The sequence below is a fragment of the Streptomyces sp. NPDC091371 genome (assembly GCF_040684275.1).
Lineage (GTDB): Bacteria > Actinomycetota > Actinomycetes > Streptomycetales > Streptomycetaceae > Streptomyces.
The window spans coordinates 1-18,550 of sequence record NZ_JBFBFP010000031.1; the positions used below are offsets into that span (position 1 = coordinate 1).

Below are 18,550 nucleotides of genomic sequence, written 5' to 3' on the forward strand. Positions count from 1 at the left end.
TGGGGTCCCCGCCGCCCCCGGCGCGCCCCCCCCCGGGCGCCCCGCCGCCGCCGCGGCCGGGGTCGGGCATGGCGGCGGCCGGTGGGGGCAGACGCCCGGCATGACGGGGTCCGGACGGCGACGGCACGGGAACCGGGGATCGGGTGAGCCCGCTCCGACCGGTCCCCCGTCGTACGTTGGGAACACCCCCGGCGCACTGACCATGGGGGTCGAGGAGGAGTTCTTCCTCGTGGACCCGCGCACCGGGGCCCCGGTGCCGCGCGCGCCGCGGGTGATCGAGGCGGCCGCCGCCCTGATCGGGCCGCAGGCGCAGTCGGAGTTCTACAGCTGCCAGCTCGAGGTCTGTACGCAGCCCACCGCGTCCCGTGCCGACCTGCGCGATCAGCTGGCCGCCCTGCGGCAGACGGCCGGCCTGGCGGCGCGGGACGCGGGGTGCCTGCTGGTGGGCTCGGGCACGGCCGTGATCCCGCCGGCCGACCCCATCCCCGTCAGCGACGACCCGCGCTACCGGCGCATGGCCAGGTACTACCGCGCGGTGGTGGACGGCCGGCTCGGCCCGGTGTGCGGCTGCCACGTGCACATCGGCACGCTGGACCGCCCCCAGGTCCTGGACCTCGCCAACCGGCTGCGCCCCTACCTCCCCGCGCTCCAGGCCCTCGCCGTGAACTCGCCCTTCGCCGGCGGGCTGGAGAGCGGGTTCGCCGGCTGGCGCTCGGTGGAGTTCGGACGCTGGCCGACGGCAGGGCCCGCGCCGGTCCTCGATCCCCTCGGTTACGAGCGGACCGCGGACGGCCTGGTGAGCTCGGGGATCCTGCTGGACCGGGCGATGATCTACTGGTTCGCCCGCCCGTCCGAGCACGTGCCGACCCTGGAGATCCGGATCGCGGACTCCAACGCCGATCTGGACACGACCGTCCTTCTCGCCCTGCTGACGCGGGGGCTGTGCACGGCGCTGATGGCCGAGTCCGCGACCGAGGACCGGCCGCCGCCGAACGTCCCGACCGGCCGGCTCCGGGCGGCGCACCTGTTCGCCGCCCGCTACGGCCGGCACGGCGAGGGCCTCGACCCGTTCACCGGGGACACCGTCCCCGCCCACCGCCTGACCTCCCGCCTGCTGGGGCGGGCCGCGCCGGGCCTGGAGGCGACGGGCGACCTCGCCGAAGTCGAGCGGCTCCTCGACGGCGTGCGCAGGCACGGCACCGGCGCGGACCGCCAGCGCGCGGTCCACGAGCGCACGGGCAGTCTCCACACGGTGGTGGACCACCTGGCGTCGATCACGGCGCCCGACCTCCGCTGAGAGCCTGACGCCGGGCCGCCCGCCGTTACCTTCGCCCGGGGGTCTTGACGGTGACGCCCACGGTGTTGGCGTACGCCGTCCCGGGCGTCGCCACGGCCGGCGCCGCACCCAGGACCAGCGCCCTTCCCAGGGCGGGCAGCCGCAGCGGTGTTCTTGTCATCGGATTCCATCCTTCTGATGGTCGACACGGGAGGGGGCCGATCGCCGTCGGTGCGACTGGGCCCGGTGTCCGGGCGGAGGCGTGGAAGTGGCTCCCCGACCCTCTCGGCAGTGGGCGCTCAACCCGGCTGACCGGGGACGGCAAAGCCCACGCGTTCCCGCACCGGGGGTCACCCATGCGGCCGCAGATACGGACTTTAGCAGTCATTTATACCAGCATTTACAGTCCTGCTTCCAAATTCCCCTAGCAGATGCCACACGCACAAGCCCGCCCCTCGCCGAACGCGAGCCGCGCAGCCGCGGCAGGCGTCCGACGCACCGCAATCGGGGACCTCGGCGGAGCCCGGAACGGCCCCGCACACGACCCCGGCGGCCCCCCGACGCCCCGCCGGGCCCACCCCTCGACTCCCTGGGCCGCCCCCTCCGGGCAGGCGCCCACCCGCCCGCTCCCACCCTCGACGAACCAGCCCTGACCTGGCGCTTTCAGGCAATTCGCCTAGGCTGAGGGGGCTCTGCTGGACACCATCGGAGGGGGACTTCGTGACTGACGAGGCCTACGCGTACGACGCCAGCCAGATCGAGGTACTGGAAGGGTGGGAAGCCATCCGCAGGCGGCCCGGAATGTACATCGGCTCGACGGATGAACGCGGCCTGCACCAGATGGTGTTCGAGGTCGCGGAACGGGCGGTGAACGAGATCCTGGCCGGCCGGGCCACCTCCCTCGGCATCACGCTCACCCCCGACGGCGGCGTGCGCGTCGCCGACGACGGGCCGGGCATCCCCGTCGAGAACGCCGCAGCCGCAGACGACCCCACCCTCGAGGCCCTGCTGACCCAGATACACGCCGGCGCGGCGCGCAACGGCCCCCACACCGTGTCGCTGAGCCTCTGCGGCGTCGGCCCCTGCGTCACCAACGCCCTGTCGAGCCGCCTGACGGCCGAGGTGCGACGCGAGGGCGTCCGCTGGGTCCAGGAGTACGCCCGCGGCGTCGCGATCACCCCACCCGTCGCCGAGGGCCCGGCGACCGGAAGCGGAACCACCTTCACGTTCCGGCCCGACGTCGACATCTTCGGGACGGCGGAATGCTCGTTCGCCGTGCTGGAGGAGCACCTCAGGGAACTGGCCTTCCGCAACCGAGGCCTGGACATCTCACTGACCGACGAACGCCCGCCGGGCGGCCCGCGATCCGTGCGCCACCGGTTCCCGGGCGGTGGCATCAGCCCGGCGGCCGGGGCCTCCGCTCCGGGGCAAGGTGCGGGACGCGGAGCGTGACGTGGTAGCCGCCGCCCTGCACGGGGCCGGATTCGAAGGTCCCGTGCAGGAGTTCGGCGCGTTCACGCAGCCCGATCAGTCCGCGCCCGGAACCCGGCAGGGGCAGGGCCGTACATGTGGGCGGGGAGTTGGTGACGGTGACGCCATACGCTTCGCCGTCCTGCCACAGCCGTACGGTCGCGGTGGAGCCGGGCACGTGCTTTCGCGCGTTGGTCAGCGCCTCCTGCACGGTGCGGTAGACGGTGCGCTGAGCGGGAGTGCTGATGCCCGGCGGAAGTTGAGGCCCCGGCACGTACCGCGATAAGACTGACCTGGTGCGAGACGACGTCGTGCATCTCCCGGGCGAGCTGCGCGCGTTCGCGGGCGAGCACGGCATGCGCGTGGAGCTGCCGCTCGTGCTCGCGGACCTCGTCGATCTCGGCCAGTCGCAGCGCCAGGCCCATGTGGGGTCGAGCCACCCGGACCGGTCGCGCGGCCAGGGGCTGGCCGCGGCGACAGCGAACGCGAGGGCGCACCCAGCAAGCAGCAGGCGCTTGCGGGACCGTTCGGCCACGGCGTACAGCGTGACGAGCGGGGCCACCGAGATGTCGAGGAGGAAGCTCCCCAGGAGGGTCAGCAGAAACGCCGCCGGCGGATGGCTGCAACGCAGCAGCAGGGCGGCGCAGGCGAGGACGGCGAGCGCGATGACGGCCGGGGAGGTGGTGTCGAGGTTGTGCCAGGCGTCGAGCACGGCCAAGGCGACGAGTGCCGCGTCGATGACCGGGGCGAGAACGGACCGCGAGGTCACTTGCCGTTCTCCGGTCCGGTGTCCAGGAGACCCGCGCGCTGCGCGAGGAGCGCGGCCTGAACGCGGCCGCCGACGCCGAGTTGTGCGCGGTGTTCCTCTGCTTCGGATGGCCCAAGCTCTTCGCCGGGCTCAGTCCCGGTCGCGGTGCTGCTCGCCCACATGGCGGGCGCCGCCGCACCGCTGGCCCTCGTCCCTCAACTCGCCCGGAAGGCCACCGCAGTCAAACCCATGGAAGGCCAGTACATCGTCAAGAACGTCGTCATCGTGGCCGCGACGCTGACCCTCCTGGCGCACAGGCCTGGCAGCAGCCGCCACACAGCCACGACCCGGAACTCGGCATGGACGCCGACGTGATCCCGCGCCGTCGGGGCTGCCCGGGGCTGGTCACGCCATTGGGGGCCGACCCCGACGGCCGCGGAGCACTCCCCCGCGCCGCCGGCCTTCAGCGCCTCGGCCTCCCGGCCGCAAACCGAACGTGCGACCACATTGCGACCACCATGGCCCCTGACGCACGGAAGGCCGTCCCCCCATGAGCGAGAGAACGGCCTCCGACCTGCATAAAGCAAAGTCGGGACGACAGGATTTGAACCTGCGACCCCTTGACCCCCAGATCGATGGGCCGGGGTCAAAATCCTGACATACAGGGCGATTTGAGGGCGAGTAATGTGAGTGAATGCGCGCCTCGTGCACCTGCGGGCAGTGGCACTGGTCCCCAACTGGTCCCCAACCAGCCGTCACCTCGAGGCGTCGCCGGGCACCCGGTCGGGGTCGCCGCCACGGATTTGGCGTGCATCGCACATGCCTGCCGAAGCTCCGGGCCAGCTCCTCAAAGCTGGCTGGACGCACCTCAGATGTGACGCACCCCACTCTCCTGCCTTGACGTGGGGAGTCCCGTAGAGGTCCACGACGAGGCGCACCACGGCAGCTGCGTGCTCCGTCGTCTGCAACAGGCCGGCGGCCAGTTTCGGGCCTGTTGGCCACGTACTCATACCTGTACTGGAGTTATCCGCTGGCATCGGCACGGCCGGGCACTGCCCGGGAATCGCCGACTGGCTGGGTGCGGCGCAAGGTCCGTTCGGCTGCGGTGCGCAGGTATCTGACGACCTCGGGGTCGGCGTCAAGGGTGTAGTCGGCGTCCAATGCTGCGATGAGCTGGGCGATGCGGGGGAGGGAGCCGCCGGAGAGGTCGACGGTGCACGTGGCGTCGTCGATCGGGACGACACGTTCGGGCAGTCCCTGGGTTCGGGCGAGGATCGCGACGGCGGGCGCGTGCACGGTGGCGGCGGCCCGGTAGCGGGCCGGTGCGGTGGCGATCTTGGCAGCGACGAACGCGGCCGGGTCGGGGGCCGGCAAGGTGCGCGCGGGGACCCGGTGGCCCGTGGGGGCGGGACCGGTCATGCGGTCGAGGCGGTAGATCCGCCAGTCGTCCGCGCGGGTGTCGTGGGCGACGAGGTACCAGCGGCCCGCGGCGGGGACGAGGCTGTGGGGTTCCACACGGCGAGAGCTGGGGGTTCCGTGGCGCGTGGTGTAGTCGAAGGTGACGATCTCGTGGTCGCGGCAAGCGGTGGCCAGGATGGTGAGCACCGCGGGGTCGGCCTGGGGTCCGCCCTCCTCACCGCCGTAGGTGACGGGCGCCGCGGTCGCCTGCTGGAGGGCGCTGACCTGGGTGCGCAGGCGGGCGGGGAGGACCTGTTCGAGTTTGGCCAGGGCGCGTAGCGCGGTTTCGCCGATGCCGGTGACGCCGGAGGCCGCGGTGCGCAGGGCTACCGCGATGGCGATGGCCTCCTCGTCGTCGAGGAGGAGTGGGGGCATATCGGTGCCGGAGGTGAGGCGGTAGCCGCCGGTGGGCCCTGTGGTGCCTTCGACGGGGTAGCCGAGCTCGCGCAGCCGGTCGATGTCGCGGCGCACCGTGCGAAGGGTGACCTTGAGGCGGTCTGCGAGCTCCTGACCTGGCCATTCGCGGCGGGTCTGCATCAGGGACAGCAGGCGGAGCATCCGGGCGGGCATGTCGCTCGTCATGTTTCCACTATGCGCGCAATTAAGGACGAGTCGTGTCCTAAACCGCTTCTAGCGTGGAAGTCATCGACGGGATGAACCGCAAGACTCCCGCACGGACCCCTCAGGAGATGAGCTGTCATGAAAATCGGACTGCTCGGTACCGGATTCGCCATCGCCCACGCCGGCGTCTATGCCGCGCGCCCCGACACCGAGGTCGTCGTGTTCGGCCGCACCCCCGAGAAGCTCGCGGTGTTCGCAGAGAAGTTCGGCTTCGCCACGACCACGGACCTCGGGGACATCTACTCCGACCCCGAGGTGGACCTGGTGGACGTGTGCCTGCCGACCGCCCTGCACAAGGAGCACGTCCTGCGGGCGCTGGCGGCCGACAAGCACGTGCTGTGCGAGCTGCCGATCGCTCCGAGCGTCGCGGAGGCGGAGGAGATCTGCCGCGCGGCGGAGGCGAGCGCGAAGCAGGTGTTCATCGACATGTTCATGCGGGTCCACCCCGCCGTCCGGCACCTGCACTCGGTCATCGCCGACGGCTCGCTCGGCGAGCTGAAGACCCTGCGCACGTACCGCAAGGCCGGTCCGATCTGGGGCCCGGTGAACCTGGGGCTGGAGCAGCTGGCACTGGAGGTCATGCTCTCAGACCTCGACTACATCGTCGCCGCCCTCGGCCTGCCCGGCACCATCGAGACCCGAGGCGTCAGCGCCGGGCCGGATCGTGCCGCCGCCGAGGCCATCCTCGGTTACGACGACACTCTGGTGGAGTTCACCGCGTCCTCGATGGTGCCCGCCTCCTACGGCGTCACCCACGGCTTCGAGGCGGCCTTCACCGGCGGGGTACTGCAGCTCCACGAGACCCCGTACGACCCGGCCGGCCCGGCCGTGCGTCTGAGCGAGTACACCCCCGCCGGGCAGCGGGACATAGCCCTGGCCCCGGCCGACAACTACGCCGCCGCGATCGGTCACGTCCTGGACTGCCTGACCACCGGCACGAAGGACGCCCTGCTCACGCCGAGGGCTGCCACGGACACGCTGCGCCTGGCCCTGGACATCCACCAGCGGCTGACCGCTCGCTGAGGACCAGAGGACCAGGAGTACGGCCATGACCGGCAAGAAGAACCCGCACGACGAGATCGTGATCACCGGGGCCCGGGTGCACAACCTCAAGGACATCTCGCTGCGCATCCCCAAGGGCGTGATCACCGTGTTCACGGGTGTGTCCGGCTCGGGGAAGTCGTCGGTGGTGTTCGACACCATCGCGGTGGAGTCCCAGCGGCAGCTGAACGAGACCTTCCCCACCTTCGTACGCAACCGGCTGCCGAAGTACGAGAAGCCGGAGGCGGACGCGATCGAGGACCTGTCGCCGGCCATCGTGGTCGACCAGCGACCGCTCGGCGGCGGCTCCCGCTCCACCGTCGGCACGGTGACAGACATCGCTTCCCTGATCCGGCTGCTGTTCTCCCGCGCCGGGGAGCCTTCGGCCGGCATGTCGACGGCCTACTCGTTCAACGATCCGGCCGGTGCCTGCCCCACCTGCCAGGGCCTGGGCCGCACGGTCCAGCTCGACCTGGACCGCTTCTTCGACAAGGACCGGTCCCTGAACTCCGGGGCGCTGCTGTTCCCGCTGTTCAACGTGGGCGGCGTGCAGTGGACCCTCTACACGCGCTCGGGCCTGTTCGACAACGACAAGCCCCTGAAGCGGTACACGAAGGCCGAGTGGGAGACCCTGCTGCACGGCGGCAGCGGCGGCGAGGGCGTGAAGATCGAGCTCGCGACCCGGATGGGCACGCAGAACGTCACCTACGAGGGCCTGGTCGACCGGTTCAACCGCCTGTACCTGAACCGAGATCTGTCCACGCTCTCGAAGCGGACGCGGGAGGCCGTGAACCGCTTCACCATCGAGGGCGAGTGCCCGGCGTGCCGCGGAGCCCGCCTGAGCGAGGCGGCGCTGAAGACGAGGATCGACGGACTCTCCATCGCCGACCACATGGCCATGGAGATCACCGACCTGATCGAAGTCCTGGAGAAGGTGGCACACCCCCTCGGCACACCGATCGCGCAGGCCGCCGTCCAGGGCCTGCGGCGGATCGAGGACATCGGGCTGGGCTACCTGCACCTCGGCCGCGAGACCGGCTCCCTGTCCGGTGGCGAGGGCCAGCGGCTGAAGATCGTACGGAACCTCGGCTCCAGCCTGACCGGGATGACGTACATCTTCGACGAGCCCTCCACCGGCCTGCACCCGCGCGATGTCGGGCGCGTGGGCCGACTGCTGACCCAGCTGCGCGACCAGGGCAACACCCTCCTCATCGTGGAACACGACCGGGACGTCATCAACGACGCCGACCACGTCATCGACATGGGCCCGGGCGCCGGTACCCACGGCGGGCAGGTGGTGTTCCAGGGCACCGTCGACCGGCTCCGCAAGAGCGGCACCCTCACCGGCCGCCACCTCACCTCCGCAGTCGAGCTGAAGACCGACGTCCGCACCCCTGCCGGGCAGCTGAAGGTACGCGGCGCGAGCCTGCACAACCTCAGGAACGTCTCCGTGGATGTGCCCGCAGGCGTACTCACCGCCGTGACCGGTGTCGCCGGCTCAGGCAAGTCCAGCCTGATCTCCGAGGTGTTCGCAGCCCAGCACCCCGAGGCCGTCTTCATCGACCAGAGCGCCATCGGCGCGAACTCCCGTTCCACCCCCGCCACCTGGGTCGGGATCATGGACACCGTCCGCAAGCTCTTCGCCCAGGCCAATGGCGTGAGCGCCGGCCTGTTCAGCTTCAACTCCACAGGGGCCTGCCCCGCCTGCACGGGGAAGGGCACCATCACCACGGACATGGCCTTCGCGGACCCCGCGACCACCACCTGCGAGACCTGCCGGGGCTCCCGGTACAGCGCCGAAGCCCTCTCTCACACCCTGCGCGGGAAGACCGTCACCGAGGTCCTCGCTCTCACCGCCGAAGAAGCCTGTGCCTTCTTCACCGCCAAGGGAGAGGCGGCGGTGCGGAAGCCGCTGGCCACACTGGTGGAGGTCGGCCTCGGATACCTCACGCTCGGACAGCCCCTGTCGACGCTGTCCGGCGGCGAGCGCCAGCGGCTCAAGCTCGCCGGGCACCTGGGCAGCCGCAGCAGCATCTACGTGATGGACGAACCCACCACCGGCCTCCACATGGCCGACATCGCCACCCTCCAGCGCCTGCTGGACCGGCTCGTCGACGACGGCAACACCGTCATCGTCATCGAGCACAACCTCGACATCGTCAAGCGAGCCGACTGGGTCGTCGACATGGGCCCGGAGGGCGGCCGGCACGGCGGCCAGGTCCTGTTCACCGGTACGCCGGAGCAGCTGGTGAAGGAACAGGCGTCCCACACGGCCCAGGCCCTACGAGAGGATTTGGGTATGTGAGACGACGCAGCCCACGAAGAGGGGGTGCCCGGCCTCTACGGCCGGGCACCCCCTCTTCACTTTGCTTTACGCGGATACGGGTGGCTGGGCAGGCATGGAGAAGAGACCGAAGCGATTGCCCCTGGGGTCCATGAGCCGGGCGAATACCAGCCCGTCCGGGTTGCCGTCCGGGCCGTGACCGAGAGGTTGACGACCTCCCCGCCGCGGTCGTCCTGCCGGATGGCGCCCATGGGCCAGGGCGCGTGTGCCGTGGCGGGGGCCGGAACGTCGGGTCGGGTCAGCCCGCGTAGCAGTTCATCTCCCAGATCACGCCGTACTTGTCCTGGACGATTCCGTAGACCGCGCCCCAGGGCTTGGGCTCGAGTGCCTCGTGAACGGTGCCCTCGGTGGCGAGCTTCTCGAATGCCTTGCGCTGGGTGGCGGGGCTGGCGTGCTGGGTGCCGATGTGGATGTTGTTGCCGGTCACCGAGCCGCTACGGGCACTCGGATCGCCCCAGTGGTCGGCGACGTTGAGCGCGCTCCCGTCGGAGAACTGCAACTTGGCGTAGACGACGGTGCGGCTCAGCTCCGGGTCGTTCTCGGCACCGGGCACGACATGGGAGGCGAGCATGCGCCGGTCGGTGATCTCCTTGGCGCCGAAGACGTCCTCGTAGAAGGCGATCGCCTCCAGGGCGCCGTCGCAGTAGATCATCGGGGTGAAGAGCTGGATCTGCTCGGACATGAAGGGCTCCTTGGTGGGGATGGGGCAGGGGCTTTCCCTGCCGCCGAAAACGACCATAGGAACCCAATAGGTCAAACCATGACCTATTGGGACGGATGCCTGCGTGCTGCCTTCGAGCCGCGCCCAGGTCGGCCAATAGGACGGGACGTGTCCTATTGGCCTGGGATGCTCCCGCCCATGAGCGACACCCCCGCCCGTCTCCTCCAGCTCCTCTCCCTGCTCCAGTCCCCCCGCGAGTGGCCGGGCCACGAACTCGCCGACCGCCTCGGCGTCAGCCCGCGCACCATCCGCCGCGACATCGACCGGCTGCGCGAGCTCGGCTACCCCGTCCACGCCACCCAGGGCAACACCGGCGGCTACCGCCTCACCGCCGGCACCGCCATGCCGCCCCTCCTCCTGGACGACGACGAAGCCGTCGCCATCGCCATCGGCCTGCGCACCGCTGCCGCGGGCTCGGTCACCGGTATCGAGGAGACCTCCGTACGCGCCCTGGCCAAGCTGGAACAGGTGCTGCCCTCCAGGCTGCGCCGCCGGATCACGGTCCTCCAGGAGGCCGCCGTCGCCGTCCCCCAGAGCGGTCCCACAGCCGACGCCGAACACCTCGCACTCATCGCCGCGGCCTGCGTCGCCCACGAGAAGCTCCGTTTCACCTACCGAGCGGGAAGCGGAGCCGAGACCCGCCGCCTGGTCGAGCCGCACCAGCTCGTTGCCGCCGGACGCCGCTGGTACCTCGTCGCCTACGACACCGACCGCGCCGACTGGCGCACCTTCCGCCTCGACCGCCTCGCCGACCCCTTCCGTACGGGCTCCCGCGTCCCGCACCGCGAACTGCCGGGCGGCGTCGACGCAGCGACCTGGGTCGCCCAAACCCTCACCGGCACCGAAGGCCGACGCGCCCTGCTCCTCATCCACGCCCCCGCCGACCAGATCGCCGACCGAGTCCCGGCCGGCCTCGGCATCGTCGAACCGGTCGACGACCACACCTGCCGGCTGCTCACCGGCGCGGACTCCCTCGAATACCTGGCCTACCGTGTCGCCGTTCTGGGCCACGACTTCGACGTACTCGACCCGCCCGATCTCGGCCCGTACCTGCGCACACTCGGCGAACGCGTGCTGCGCGCCGCCGCCACCGCCGAGCGGCCGGAATCCGACCGGTGAACGGGCACTGGGACACCCCGGCCCTCTTCGACACGGCCGAAATCGCCCCACCGACCCTCCCCGCGCCCGGATTCCAGGGGGTCACCTTCCACGAACAGCGGGCCCGCACCCTCCTCAACAAGCTCCCCGGCGCCCGCCCCGGCGGCATGGCCTGGACCCTCAACCCCTACCGCGGCTGCACGCACGCCTGCACCTACTGCTTCGCCCGCGACGGCCACACCCGCCTCGGCCTCGACCCCGGCACCGGCTTCAACACCCAGATCATCGTCAAGACCAACGCCACCGGCGTCCTGCGGCGTGAACTGCGCGGCGGCAAGACCGGCCACGACTGGGTCATGGTCGGCACCTCCACCGACTGCTACCAGCGCGGCGAAGGCCACTACCGCCTCATGCCCGGCATCCTGCGCGTCCTCGCCGATCACCGGGTCAACTTCACCACGACCACCAAGAGCGCCTTGCTCCGCCGCGACATCCCCCTCTACGCGGAAGCCGCCCGCGCAGCGAACGTCCTGGTCATGACCTCACTCGGATCCCTGGACGACCGCGTCTGGCGCGCCTTCGAACCCGGCACGGCACCCCCGCGCGCCCGGCTGGCCACGATCGCCGCCCTCCGCGCCGCCGGGGTTCCCGCAGGCGTCCTCATAGCCCCCGTCATCCCGCACGCCGCCGATCACCCCGCCGCGCTCGACGCTCTCGTCGACGCCTGCGCCGATGCCGGAGCCGTCACCGTCTACCCCGACGTCATGCGCATCAGCCCCGGCGCCCGCGACTGGTTCCTCGCGCAGTCCGCCGCCCATCTCCCACCCCACCTCCACCAACGCCTGGCGGCCTCGTACACCCACCACCGGGCCATGCCCCCGCCGTACGTCCGCCAGGTCACCGACCACATCCACACCCGCGCCGCCCACCACGGCATGCCACGCTGGGAGGACTACGTCCTCAGCGTCAACGACCGCCTCGGCACTACGAATTCACGCAAGCGGGAGCACTAGCGGCCCAGGCCACATGACGGGCGTCGCGCGAGCTCTGGTGCTCGATGGCGATCAGCACCAGAACGGCTTCGGCGACACGGACGCGAGCATCTGGCGGAAAGGCGGTCGGGGTGCCGACATCGCGGACAGCGGGACCGTGTCCGCTGCCCGCAGAGCTCAGTCACAGGGGAATCGCGATCGTCGGTCCGTCCGGCTCGGGGAAAGAACCGCACGCCACGGGGACCTCCTCGTCCAACAGCCATTGACCAGGCGGATTTGAGGCCAACTGGCGAGGGCCGCATCAACTCGTGCAAGGCCTCCGGCTCACCCCTGCGTATCATCCGCCGCATGCCGAATGGACGAGCGATATCCGCAGCGCCGGAGACCGTGGTGGCGGGCGGCGGGACCACGGCCCGCTTCGACGGGGCACGTCTGCGCATCGTCCGAGGCCGGACGGCGTGGACCCTGCCCGTGCGGGCGATCGGGTCCGCGGCGCTGACGGCCAGTGGGGCGGTGCGGATCGAGATCAGCGGCGTGCCGGGCTCGGCCCGGCACGGCCTGGGCTCGGCCTTGGAGTTGCAGACGCCCAATGCCCATGCCGCAAAGGCGTTCCTCGGGCAGCTGACAGCCGTCCTCGCCGCGATCGAACCCGCGGCGGACGGGCATGCGCTGGTACAGGTGGAGATGGAGACCCGGCAGTCGTCTCAGCTGGGTGCGCGCGGGCGACAAGCGGTGGCGATCGCCTTGCTGCTCGTGTTGTATGCGGTGCCACTGGTGGCGCTCGGTCAGCTCAGCCCGCGCAAGGGCGGCACGGCCGCCTTCTCCTTGGGTGTGGGAGGCGTCCTCGGTCTGGTCGGCGGATTCATGCTGTGGCGGATGGGTCGGCGCGTCCGCTCGTTGTGGCTGCTGCGCAAACGTGGGATCGGTGTTGTCGGCACGGTGACCGGGGGCGTGCAGCACTTGGACAAGGGCGGCCCCCTCTGGATCATCTCCAAGCTGGCGTTCACCACGGTCGACGGACAGAAGATGCGGGACGTCCAGTCGGTCGTCTCCATCTGGTTCTTCTCCTGCCAGGCGGTCGGCAGCCAGGTCGAGCTCAGCTACGACCCCGAGCGCCCCGAGCGCGCCAGCCGGCCGCTCACCGTCGGCTTTGCCTTCCGTACGCTGCTGGTCGCGGCTGTGGCGCTGATCCCCGTCGCGGCCTGCGCCCTCTGCATCCTGGTCAACGTGCCCGTCTGACGACGTCCGGCCCGCGAGGGGGATCTCCCCGGGCGGGATCAGTCATGTGCCGGACGTGTCAGCGGGCCGGCCAGAGGCCGGCCCGACCGGGCAAGGAGACGGCCGGGCCCCAAAATCGCCCTGGCTGAAGCCTTTGCGTGTCCTTTACCATGGCTCCGGGGAACACGTCCCCACCAGGCATCCCACCGCCGGACCCCCACGGTCCACCGATTGAAGAAGGAGCAGCAGACCCGCAATGGGTGAACCTCCCAGTACGAGCCGTGCCACGCCTTGCCCGCAGATTCTTGAGCCGGGAGTGGGGGTGGCACGGTGACCGAAGTCCTGCTGCTGCTTCTCGCGCTGGCTCTGACGCTGGCGTGTGCAGTGTTCGTCGCCGCCGAGTTCTCTCTCACCACAGTCGAGCGCAGCGAGCTCGAACGCGCCGCCAAGGCCGGTGAGCGGGGCGCCGAGGGCGCCCTGAAGGCCGCCAAGCGGCTGACCTTCCAGCTGTCCGGTGCCCAGCTGGGCATCACGGTGACCTCGCTGGTGATCGGCATGCTCGCCGAGCCGTCCGTCTCCGCGCTGCTACGCGGCCCGCTGGAGGCCGTCGGCCTGCCCGCCGGGGCCGTTTCCACCACGGCGACCGTGCTGGGCGTGGCCCTGTCGACGGTCGTGCTGATGGTGGTCGGCGAACTGGTTCCGAAGAACTGGGCGATCTCCCACCCCCTGTCCGTCGCGAAGGTCGTCGCAGGCCCGCAGCGCGCCTTCACGGCCGCGTTCGCGCCGCTGATCCGGCACCTGAACAATACGGCGAACCGTCTCGTGCGCCGCTTCGGCCTGGAGCCCGCAGAGGAGCTGGCCTCCGCCCGGACCCCGGAGGAGCTGGTCGCGCTCGTTCAGCACTCCGCCCGTGAAGGCGCTATCGAGGCCGACTCGGCCGAGCTGTTCGTCAAGACCCTGCACCTGGCCGAGCTGTCCGCGGAGAACGTCATGACCCCGCGCGTGGACGTCCGGGCCCTGGAAGCCCACGCCACCGCCGCCGATGCCGCGAACCTGACCCTGGCAACCGGAATCTCCCGCTTCCCGGTCTACCGGGACACCCTGGACAACGTGATCGGCACCCTCCACATCCGCGACGTGCTCGCTCTGGAGGAGGACAAGCGCGACGGCACTCCGGTGACCAGCCTGATCACGGAGCCCCTGCTCGTGCCGCACTCGCTGCCCGTGGACACCCTCCTCGGACGGCTGCGCAAGGCCCGCACCATGGCCGTGGTCATCGACGAGTACGGCGGCACCGCGGGCGTCGCGACCGTCGAGGACATCGTCGAAGAGGTCGTCGGTGAGGTCCGCGACGAGCACGACCCGATGGAGGTCCCCGACCTCATCCAGGCGCCCGACCAGGACGGCCGCCACGTGTGGGAGGCCGACGGAAGCGTCCGCCTCGACGAGCTGGAGGAGATCGGCCTGTCCGCCCCCGAGGGCCCGTACGAGACCCTCGCCGGCCTGATCGCCACCCGCCTCGAACGCATCCCCGTCGAGGGCGACACGCTCACCATCCATGGCTGGGAGCTGTCCGTGCTCGACATAGAGCACCACCGCGCCGACCGGGTCTCGATCACCGCCCCGGCCGGTTCCGCCACCACCGATGAGGAGCAGGGCCGATGACCGCGATCCAGCTGCTGATCGGCGCCCTCACCCTGATCACCAACGCCTTCTTCGTCGGCGCCGAGTTCGCCCTGATCTCCGTACGGCGCAGCCAGATCGAACCGGCCGCGCTGAAGGGAGACAGGCGGGCGAAGACCACCCTGTGGGGCCTTCAGCACATCTCGGCGATGATGGCCACCGCCCAGCTCGGCATCACCGTCTCCTCCCTCGTTCTGGGCGCGGTCGCCGAACCCGCCATCGCCCACCTGCTGGAACCCCCGTTCCAGGCCCTCGGTGTGCCCGAGGCACTGATCCACCCGATCGCGTTCGTCATCGCGCTCACCCTGGCCACGTACCTGCACATGCTCGTCGGTGAGATGGTCCCGAAGAACATCGCACTCGCCGCACCCGCGAAGACCGCACTGCTCCTCGGACCGCCCCTGGTGGCCCTCACGCGCGGCCTGCGCCCCTTCGTCTTCGGCATCAACGCCTTCGCCAACGCCCTGCTGCGACTGCTGAAGGTGGAACCGAAGGACGAGGTCGGATCCGTCTTCACCGACGATGAACTCGCCCGCCTGATCAAGGACTCCAGCGCCGCCGGACTCCTCGCCCCCGAGGACGGCGAACGCCTCCAGGACGCCCTCGAACTCGGCACTCGCCCGGTCGGCGACGTCATGACCCCTCTCGACCGGGTCGTCACCGTCCCGCACGACATCACCCCCCAGGGCCTGGAACGCGCGGCCGCCACCCACCGCTTCTCCCGCCTCCCGGTCACCGGCCCCGGCGACGAGATCCTGGGTTACCTCCACATCAAGGACGCCCTCAGCGCCGCCGACCGCACGGCTCCGTTCCCGCGCAGCGCTCTGCACCCGATCACCAAGGTCGCACTCGACACACCGCTCGACGACACCATGACCGCCATGCGCACGGCCGGAACCCACCTGGCCGCAGTCACCGGCAACAAGGGCACCGTCATCGGCTTCGTCAGCATGGAAGACGTACTCGAAGAACTCGTCGGCGCCGCCCACGACCCGGACGCCTGACCCGGACCGAGCAGCGCGATGGCCGGCACCCGCAGGGGTGCCGGCCATCGGCCTGTCTCGCCTTCGGGCTCAGCCTCGCACAGCGACCACGATCCGCACCGCGCACGCCGCGAGCACCGCGCCGGAGACGGCCATGCTGATGACCAGCCCGCGCGTGCTCTTGGGAAGACGATCCGGGAGGCTCACCTCCTGAGGCCGCTTCGGATCGTAGATCACCTCGAGACGGCCCCCGACCCTCACGGGCGGGAACACGAAGGGGCCCACGGTGTACTGCCTCGCGGGACCGCCCGGGGGCGTGTACTCCAGCAGCAGCATCGAACCCGCCGCGACCTGGCCCACGTTCACGCAGACGGCCGAGGTTCGCACGCCCCGCTTCAACAGCGGGCTGGAGTGAACGTAGACACCCAACGACATCCCGAAAACCAACAGCCCGACCAGCACACACATGGTGATCAACAAGGTCACCGACATCGCCCCCCCACCCGACGGAAAGCCCAGATCATCGCCTACTGCCGACAGGTACACAAGCGGCGCCGGCTCCCTGAGCGCCTACCTCGTGCGGTGACTCATCGAACGGACGGTGACCGCGGCACGAAGCACCGCGAGGGCGAGTGCGAGTGCCGATACCGCGATGATCAGCCGCCCCGCGTCGGGCGCGAAGAGGAGGACCTGGCGCAGGTCCGTCGCGACCTGGCCCGGAAACACCGCATAGGCCGTGGCGGCCAGCAGCAGACAGGCCACCACCGCGGATACGCCTCCCGCCAGAGCTCGGCGCCTGCTCGCCTTCCTCTGTACGCTTGGCGGCCGGGCCAGGCGGAACAAGGACCAGACGACCCCTGCCCCCAGCAGTGCGGTGACGGCGGCCAGCACGGTCAGTATGCGGGCGAACAGCGGGTCCTCATCAGCTGGTTGCGCCTCGGCGCCGAGCAGGAGGCGCAGTGCCCCGAAGGCTGTGGCGCCCAGCAGCTCGTCGTTCTGGGTGCCGTAGATGTTCTGCTCCACGACCACCGCGAGCTTCTTCTCAGGCGCGAGGATCAGAATGCTGTGGTACCCGGGGGTCGCTCCGGCGTGCCAGACGGTGCGCACGCCCAGGTCGTCGAAGGCGTCGTCGCGCCAGCCGAGCCCGTACCGGTGGGCGTCGCGCACGGGCACGGTCCCCGTATGCATCTGACGGATCCCGTCCTGGGACAGCACGGTCTGCGGGCCGCCGAGTTGGGCGATGGCGAAGCGGCTCAGGTCCTCCAGGTTCACGCCGAGGTATCCGTACGGCACGCCGGAGGTGTCGAAGGGCGGGGCGTATGCCTGCGGTCGGCCGAAGAAGTAGCGGTGGCCGGGGGCGAGGCCCGCGTTCTCTGCGGTCCGGGCGTCGGTGATCGCTCCGCTCATGCCCAGCGGTTGGAGGACGGAATCGCGCAGGTGGTCGCCGAAGGGCCGCCCGGTGACCTGCTCGACCACGGCGGCGAGCAGCATGTAGTTGGCGTCGCTGTACTCGTGCCGCTCGCCCGGGTGCGCGTTCAGCCGGACATCGGCCAGACTGCGCGCCAGCCGCATGATGCCGCCGGGCTCATTGTCGTAGCGGTCGGATCGGAGGTAGCCCTCTCGCTCGGAGATCCCGCTGGTGTGGGTGAGCAGTTGGCGCACGGTGATGCGCTCGCCGCCGTCACCCGAGGGCGTGAACCAGGGCAGGCGCTCACGCACCGTCCCGTCCAGGGCGATCCTGCCTTCCTCGGCCAGCCGCATGACAGCCATGGCGGTGACCGGCTTGGACACCGAGCCGATGAGAAACGGGGTCCGTGGCGTGACAGGTGTCCCGTTCCCGTCCTGTCCCCACGTGCGCTGATGCACCACCTGTTCGCCACTGATGACGGCGTACGCCAGACCTGGCGCGCGCGTGCGCTCCCTCTGCTCCTGTACGTACGCATCGACCCGGGCGAAGTCGCCCTGGGCCCGGTCGGCCGCACTGGCGGGTCGTGCAACTGCCAGGAATAACAGGGTCACCAGACCCACCACGCTCAGACGTCGCACGCCCCCACCTCCATAACCATACGCACGTACGGTTATGACATTACCGTACAGCTGTATGGTTAAGCCATGCCTCGTGTTGCCGACCATGACGAACGCCGCCACCAAGTCGCCGCCGCGGTGCGGCGGCTCATCGCCGCCGAGGGCCTGAACGGTGTGACCGTCGCCAAGACCGCTGCGGAGGCGGGGATTTCGGTCGGGCTCGTCCAGCACTACTTCCGCAACAAGGACGAGATGCTGCTGTTCACCTACAGCCACGTCCTGGAGCGGATCGAGCACCGGGTGGCCGCCCTGGTCGCGCGCTCCGAATCCATCGGCACACGCATCGAGCACATCGTCCTCGACGCACTGTCGGAGAGCATGCCGCTGGACGACGAGCGCCGACAGGAATGGCGGGTCACGCTCGCCTTCACCGGCCGCGCGGCCGACGACCCCCGGCTCAGCGAGGTCAAGATTGCGGCCCTGAACCGCACGCGGGCCCTTCTCGCACAAGCGCTCACCAATGCCAAGGAGTGCGGCGAGGTCGCCCCGGAGACCGACTCGGCGCGGGAGGCAGTACGTATCGCCGCGTACACCGAGGGCCTCACCGCCCATCTCTACGCCGACCCCGCTGGGGTGCCGCCCGCCGCAGCCCTCGCCGCCCTCGGCGACCACCTCGCGACCGTCTTCTCCGGCGAATGCCGCCTCCGCCGCAGGGCCCCCGGCGAGCGCCCGACGTAGGCCCACCCAGGCCAGCCAACCCTCGGCGAACAGCACACCAGGCTCCTGCTCCCGCGGCGCGGATGGGGGTCAATCGCCGGGCCCTTCGGGATGAACCGCTTGCCGAACCGGCGTTGGGGGACGGCGCATTTCGG

At 70.6% G+C, this 18,550-nt stretch carries 17 protein-coding genes and 1 pseudogene; 11 read left to right on the forward strand and 7 right to left on the reverse strand.

All coding sequences use genetic code 11. The annotated features are described in order from the left end of the window. Positions 1-202: 202 nt before the first annotated feature. On the forward strand, positions 203-1,297 hold the full coding sequence (locus AB0O21_RS27475; protein ID WP_365175240.1) for a YbdK family carboxylate-amine ligase: 1,095 nt from the start codon (positions 203-205) through the stop codon (positions 1,295-1,297). A 25-nt stretch (positions 1,298-1,322) separates the two neighbouring features. Here the strand turns inward: AB0O21_RS27475 and AB0O21_RS27480 are convergent, their stop codons facing one another. Further along, positions 1,323-1,457, reverse strand: a complete 135-nt coding sequence (locus AB0O21_RS27480) for a hypothetical protein (RefSeq protein WP_365175242.1) — start codon at positions 1,455-1,457, stop codon at positions 1,323-1,325. A 539-nt stretch (positions 1,458-1,996) separates the two neighbouring features. Between AB0O21_RS27480 and AB0O21_RS27485 the strand changes: the two genes are divergently transcribed. Then, entirely contained in the window at positions 1,997-2,728 is a 732-nt protein-coding gene (locus tag AB0O21_RS27485) for an ATP-binding protein (protein ID WP_365175244.1), read from the forward strand. Here AB0O21_RS27485 and AB0O21_RS27490 read toward each other — a convergent pair. Further along, the gene (locus AB0O21_RS27490) at positions 2,673-3,020 is read right to left on the reverse strand and encodes an ATP-binding protein (protein ID WP_365175386.1); all 348 of its coding nucleotides are present in this window, start codon (positions 3,018-3,020) and stop codon (positions 2,673-2,675) included. The two genes, AB0O21_RS27485 and AB0O21_RS27490, sit on opposite strands and share 56 nt — an antisense overlap. Positions 3,021-3,033: 13 nt before the next feature. Further along, positions 3,034-3,171 (reverse strand): annotated as a pseudogene (locus AB0O21_RS27495) (two-component sensor histidine kinase); the annotation flags it as partial. Between the two features lie 488 nt (positions 3,172-3,659). Here AB0O21_RS27495 and AB0O21_RS27500 point away from each other — a divergent pair. Next, the gene (locus tag AB0O21_RS27500; protein ID WP_365175246.1) at positions 3,660-3,869 is read left to right on the forward strand and encodes a hypothetical protein; all 210 of its coding nucleotides are present in this window, start codon (positions 3,660-3,662) and stop codon (positions 3,867-3,869) included. Positions 3,870-4,517: 648 nt separating this feature from the next. On the opposite strand, the gene AB0O21_RS27505 is transcribed toward AB0O21_RS27500, so the two are convergent. Beyond that, on the reverse strand, positions 4,518-5,534 hold the full coding sequence (locus AB0O21_RS27505) for a YafY family protein (RefSeq protein ID WP_365175248.1): 1,017 nt from the start codon (positions 5,532-5,534) through the stop codon (positions 4,518-4,520). 117 nt (positions 5,535-5,651) lie between these two features. On the opposite strand from AB0O21_RS27505, the gene AB0O21_RS27510 reads away from it, so the two are divergent. Both AB0O21_RS27510 and AB0O21_RS27515 read left to right on the forward strand, forming a co-directional pair. Further along, positions 5,652-6,596: a Gfo/Idh/MocA family oxidoreductase gene (locus AB0O21_RS27510; protein ID WP_365175250.1), complete on the forward strand. Its 945-nt coding sequence runs from the start codon at positions 5,652-5,654 to the stop codon at positions 6,594-6,596. Between the two features lie 25 nt (positions 6,597-6,621). Next, entirely contained in the window at positions 6,622-8,919 is a 2,298-nt protein-coding gene (locus AB0O21_RS27515; RefSeq protein ID WP_365175252.1) for an excinuclease ABC subunit UvrA, read from the forward strand. A gap of 277 nt (positions 8,920-9,196) precedes the next feature. On the opposite strand, the gene AB0O21_RS27520 is transcribed toward AB0O21_RS27515, so the two are convergent. After that, the gene (locus AB0O21_RS27520) at positions 9,197-9,640 is read right to left on the reverse strand and encodes a VOC family protein (RefSeq protein WP_365175254.1); all 444 of its coding nucleotides are present in this window, start codon (positions 9,638-9,640) and stop codon (positions 9,197-9,199) included. Between the two features lie 177 nt (positions 9,641-9,817). Between AB0O21_RS27520 and AB0O21_RS27525 the strand changes: the two genes are divergently transcribed. From AB0O21_RS27525 to AB0O21_RS27545, 5 genes are all read left to right on the forward strand, one after another. After that, the gene (locus AB0O21_RS27525) at positions 9,818-10,798 is read left to right on the forward strand and encodes a YafY family protein (protein WP_365175256.1); all 981 of its coding nucleotides are present in this window, start codon (positions 9,818-9,820) and stop codon (positions 10,796-10,798) included. Further along, positions 10,795-11,790, forward strand: coding sequence for a radical SAM protein (locus AB0O21_RS27530; RefSeq protein WP_365175258.1), 996 nt, complete (start codon positions 10,795-10,797; stop codon positions 11,788-11,790). The genes AB0O21_RS27525 and AB0O21_RS27530 overlap by 4 nt, the downstream gene beginning before the upstream one ends. A 327-nt stretch (positions 11,791-12,117) precedes the next feature. After that, positions 12,118-13,008 carry a hypothetical protein gene (locus AB0O21_RS27535; RefSeq protein ID WP_365175260.1) on the forward strand — a complete coding sequence of 297 codons (891 nt, stop codon included), beginning with the start codon at positions 12,118-12,120 and terminating at the stop codon, positions 13,006-13,008. Between the two features lie 309 nt (positions 13,009-13,317). Then, on the forward strand, positions 13,318-14,652 hold the full coding sequence (locus AB0O21_RS27540) for a hemolysin family protein (protein ID WP_365175262.1): 1,335 nt from the start codon (positions 13,318-13,320) through the stop codon (positions 14,650-14,652). Further along, positions 14,649-15,674 carry a hemolysin family protein gene (locus tag AB0O21_RS27545; protein WP_365175264.1) on the forward strand — a complete coding sequence of 342 codons (1,026 nt, stop codon included), beginning with the start codon at positions 14,649-14,651 and terminating at the stop codon, positions 15,672-15,674. Before AB0O21_RS27540 ends, AB0O21_RS27545 begins: the two co-directional genes overlap by 4 nt. 69 nt (positions 15,675-15,743) lie before the next feature. Here AB0O21_RS27545 and AB0O21_RS27550 read toward each other — a convergent pair whose 3' ends face one another. Together AB0O21_RS27550 and AB0O21_RS27555 are read right to left on the reverse strand one after the other, a co-directional pair. Next, positions 15,744-16,145 carry a DUF3592 domain-containing protein gene (locus AB0O21_RS27550; RefSeq protein WP_365175266.1) on the reverse strand — a complete coding sequence of 134 codons (402 nt, stop codon included), beginning with the start codon at positions 16,143-16,145 and terminating at the stop codon, positions 15,744-15,746. Between the two features lie 78 nt (positions 16,146-16,223). Further along, positions 16,224-17,786 (reverse strand): serine hydrolase domain-containing protein, encoded by a 1,563-nt coding sequence (locus AB0O21_RS27555; RefSeq protein ID WP_365175268.1) that lies wholly within the window; start codon positions 17,784-17,786, stop codon positions 16,224-16,226. Between AB0O21_RS27555 and AB0O21_RS27560 the strand changes: the two genes are divergently transcribed. Beyond that, complete coding sequence (locus AB0O21_RS27560; protein ID WP_365175270.1) at positions 17,766-18,416, forward strand: TetR/AcrR family transcriptional regulator; 651 nt, start codon at positions 17,766-17,768, stop codon at positions 18,414-18,416. The two genes, AB0O21_RS27555 and AB0O21_RS27560, sit on opposite strands and share 21 nt — an antisense overlap. The last annotated feature ends 134 nt before the right edge of the window (positions 18,417-18,550 follow it).

Excerpts from the sequence above, each read along its gene's own strand:
- AB0O21_RS27475 (WP_365175240.1), top strand. The coding sequence starts at position 203 with ATGGGGGTCGAGGAGGAGTTCTTCCTCGTGGACCCGCGCACCGGGGCC.
- AB0O21_RS27480 (WP_365175242.1), bottom strand. The coding sequence starts at position 1,457 with ATGACAAGAACACCGCTGCGGCTGCCCGCCCTGGGAAGGGCGCTGGTC.
- AB0O21_RS27505 (WP_365175248.1), bottom strand. The coding sequence starts at position 5,534 with ATGACGAGCGACATGCCCGCCCGGATGCTCCGCCTGCTGTCCCTGATG.
- AB0O21_RS27510 (WP_365175250.1), top strand. The coding sequence starts at position 5,652 with ATGAAAATCGGACTGCTCGGTACCGGATTCGCCATCGCCCACGCCGGC.
- AB0O21_RS27515 (WP_365175252.1), top strand. The coding sequence starts at position 6,622 with ATGACCGGCAAGAAGAACCCGCACGACGAGATCGTGATCACCGGGGCC.
- AB0O21_RS27520 (WP_365175254.1), bottom strand. The coding sequence starts at position 9,640 with ATGTCCGAGCAGATCCAGCTCTTCACCCCGATGATCTACTGCGACGGC.
- AB0O21_RS27525 (WP_365175256.1), top strand. The coding sequence starts at position 9,818 with ATGAGCGACACCCCCGCCCGTCTCCTCCAGCTCCTCTCCCTGCTCCAG.
- AB0O21_RS27535 (WP_365175260.1), top strand. The coding sequence starts at position 12,118 with ATGCCGAATGGACGAGCGATATCCGCAGCGCCGGAGACCGTGGTGGCG.
- AB0O21_RS27545 (WP_365175264.1), top strand. The coding sequence starts at position 14,649 with ATGACCGCGATCCAGCTGCTGATCGGCGCCCTCACCCTGATCACCAAC.
- AB0O21_RS27550 (WP_365175266.1), bottom strand. The coding sequence starts at position 16,145 with ATGTCGGTGACCTTGTTGATCACCATGTGTGTGCTGGTCGGGCTGTTG.
- AB0O21_RS27560 (WP_365175270.1), top strand. The coding sequence starts at position 17,766 with ATGCCTCGTGTTGCCGACCATGACGAACGCCGCCACCAAGTCGCCGCC.
- AB0O21_RS27555 (WP_365175268.1), bottom strand. The coding sequence starts at position 17,786 with ATGGTCGGCAACACGAGGCATGGCTTAACCATACAGCTGTACGGTAAT.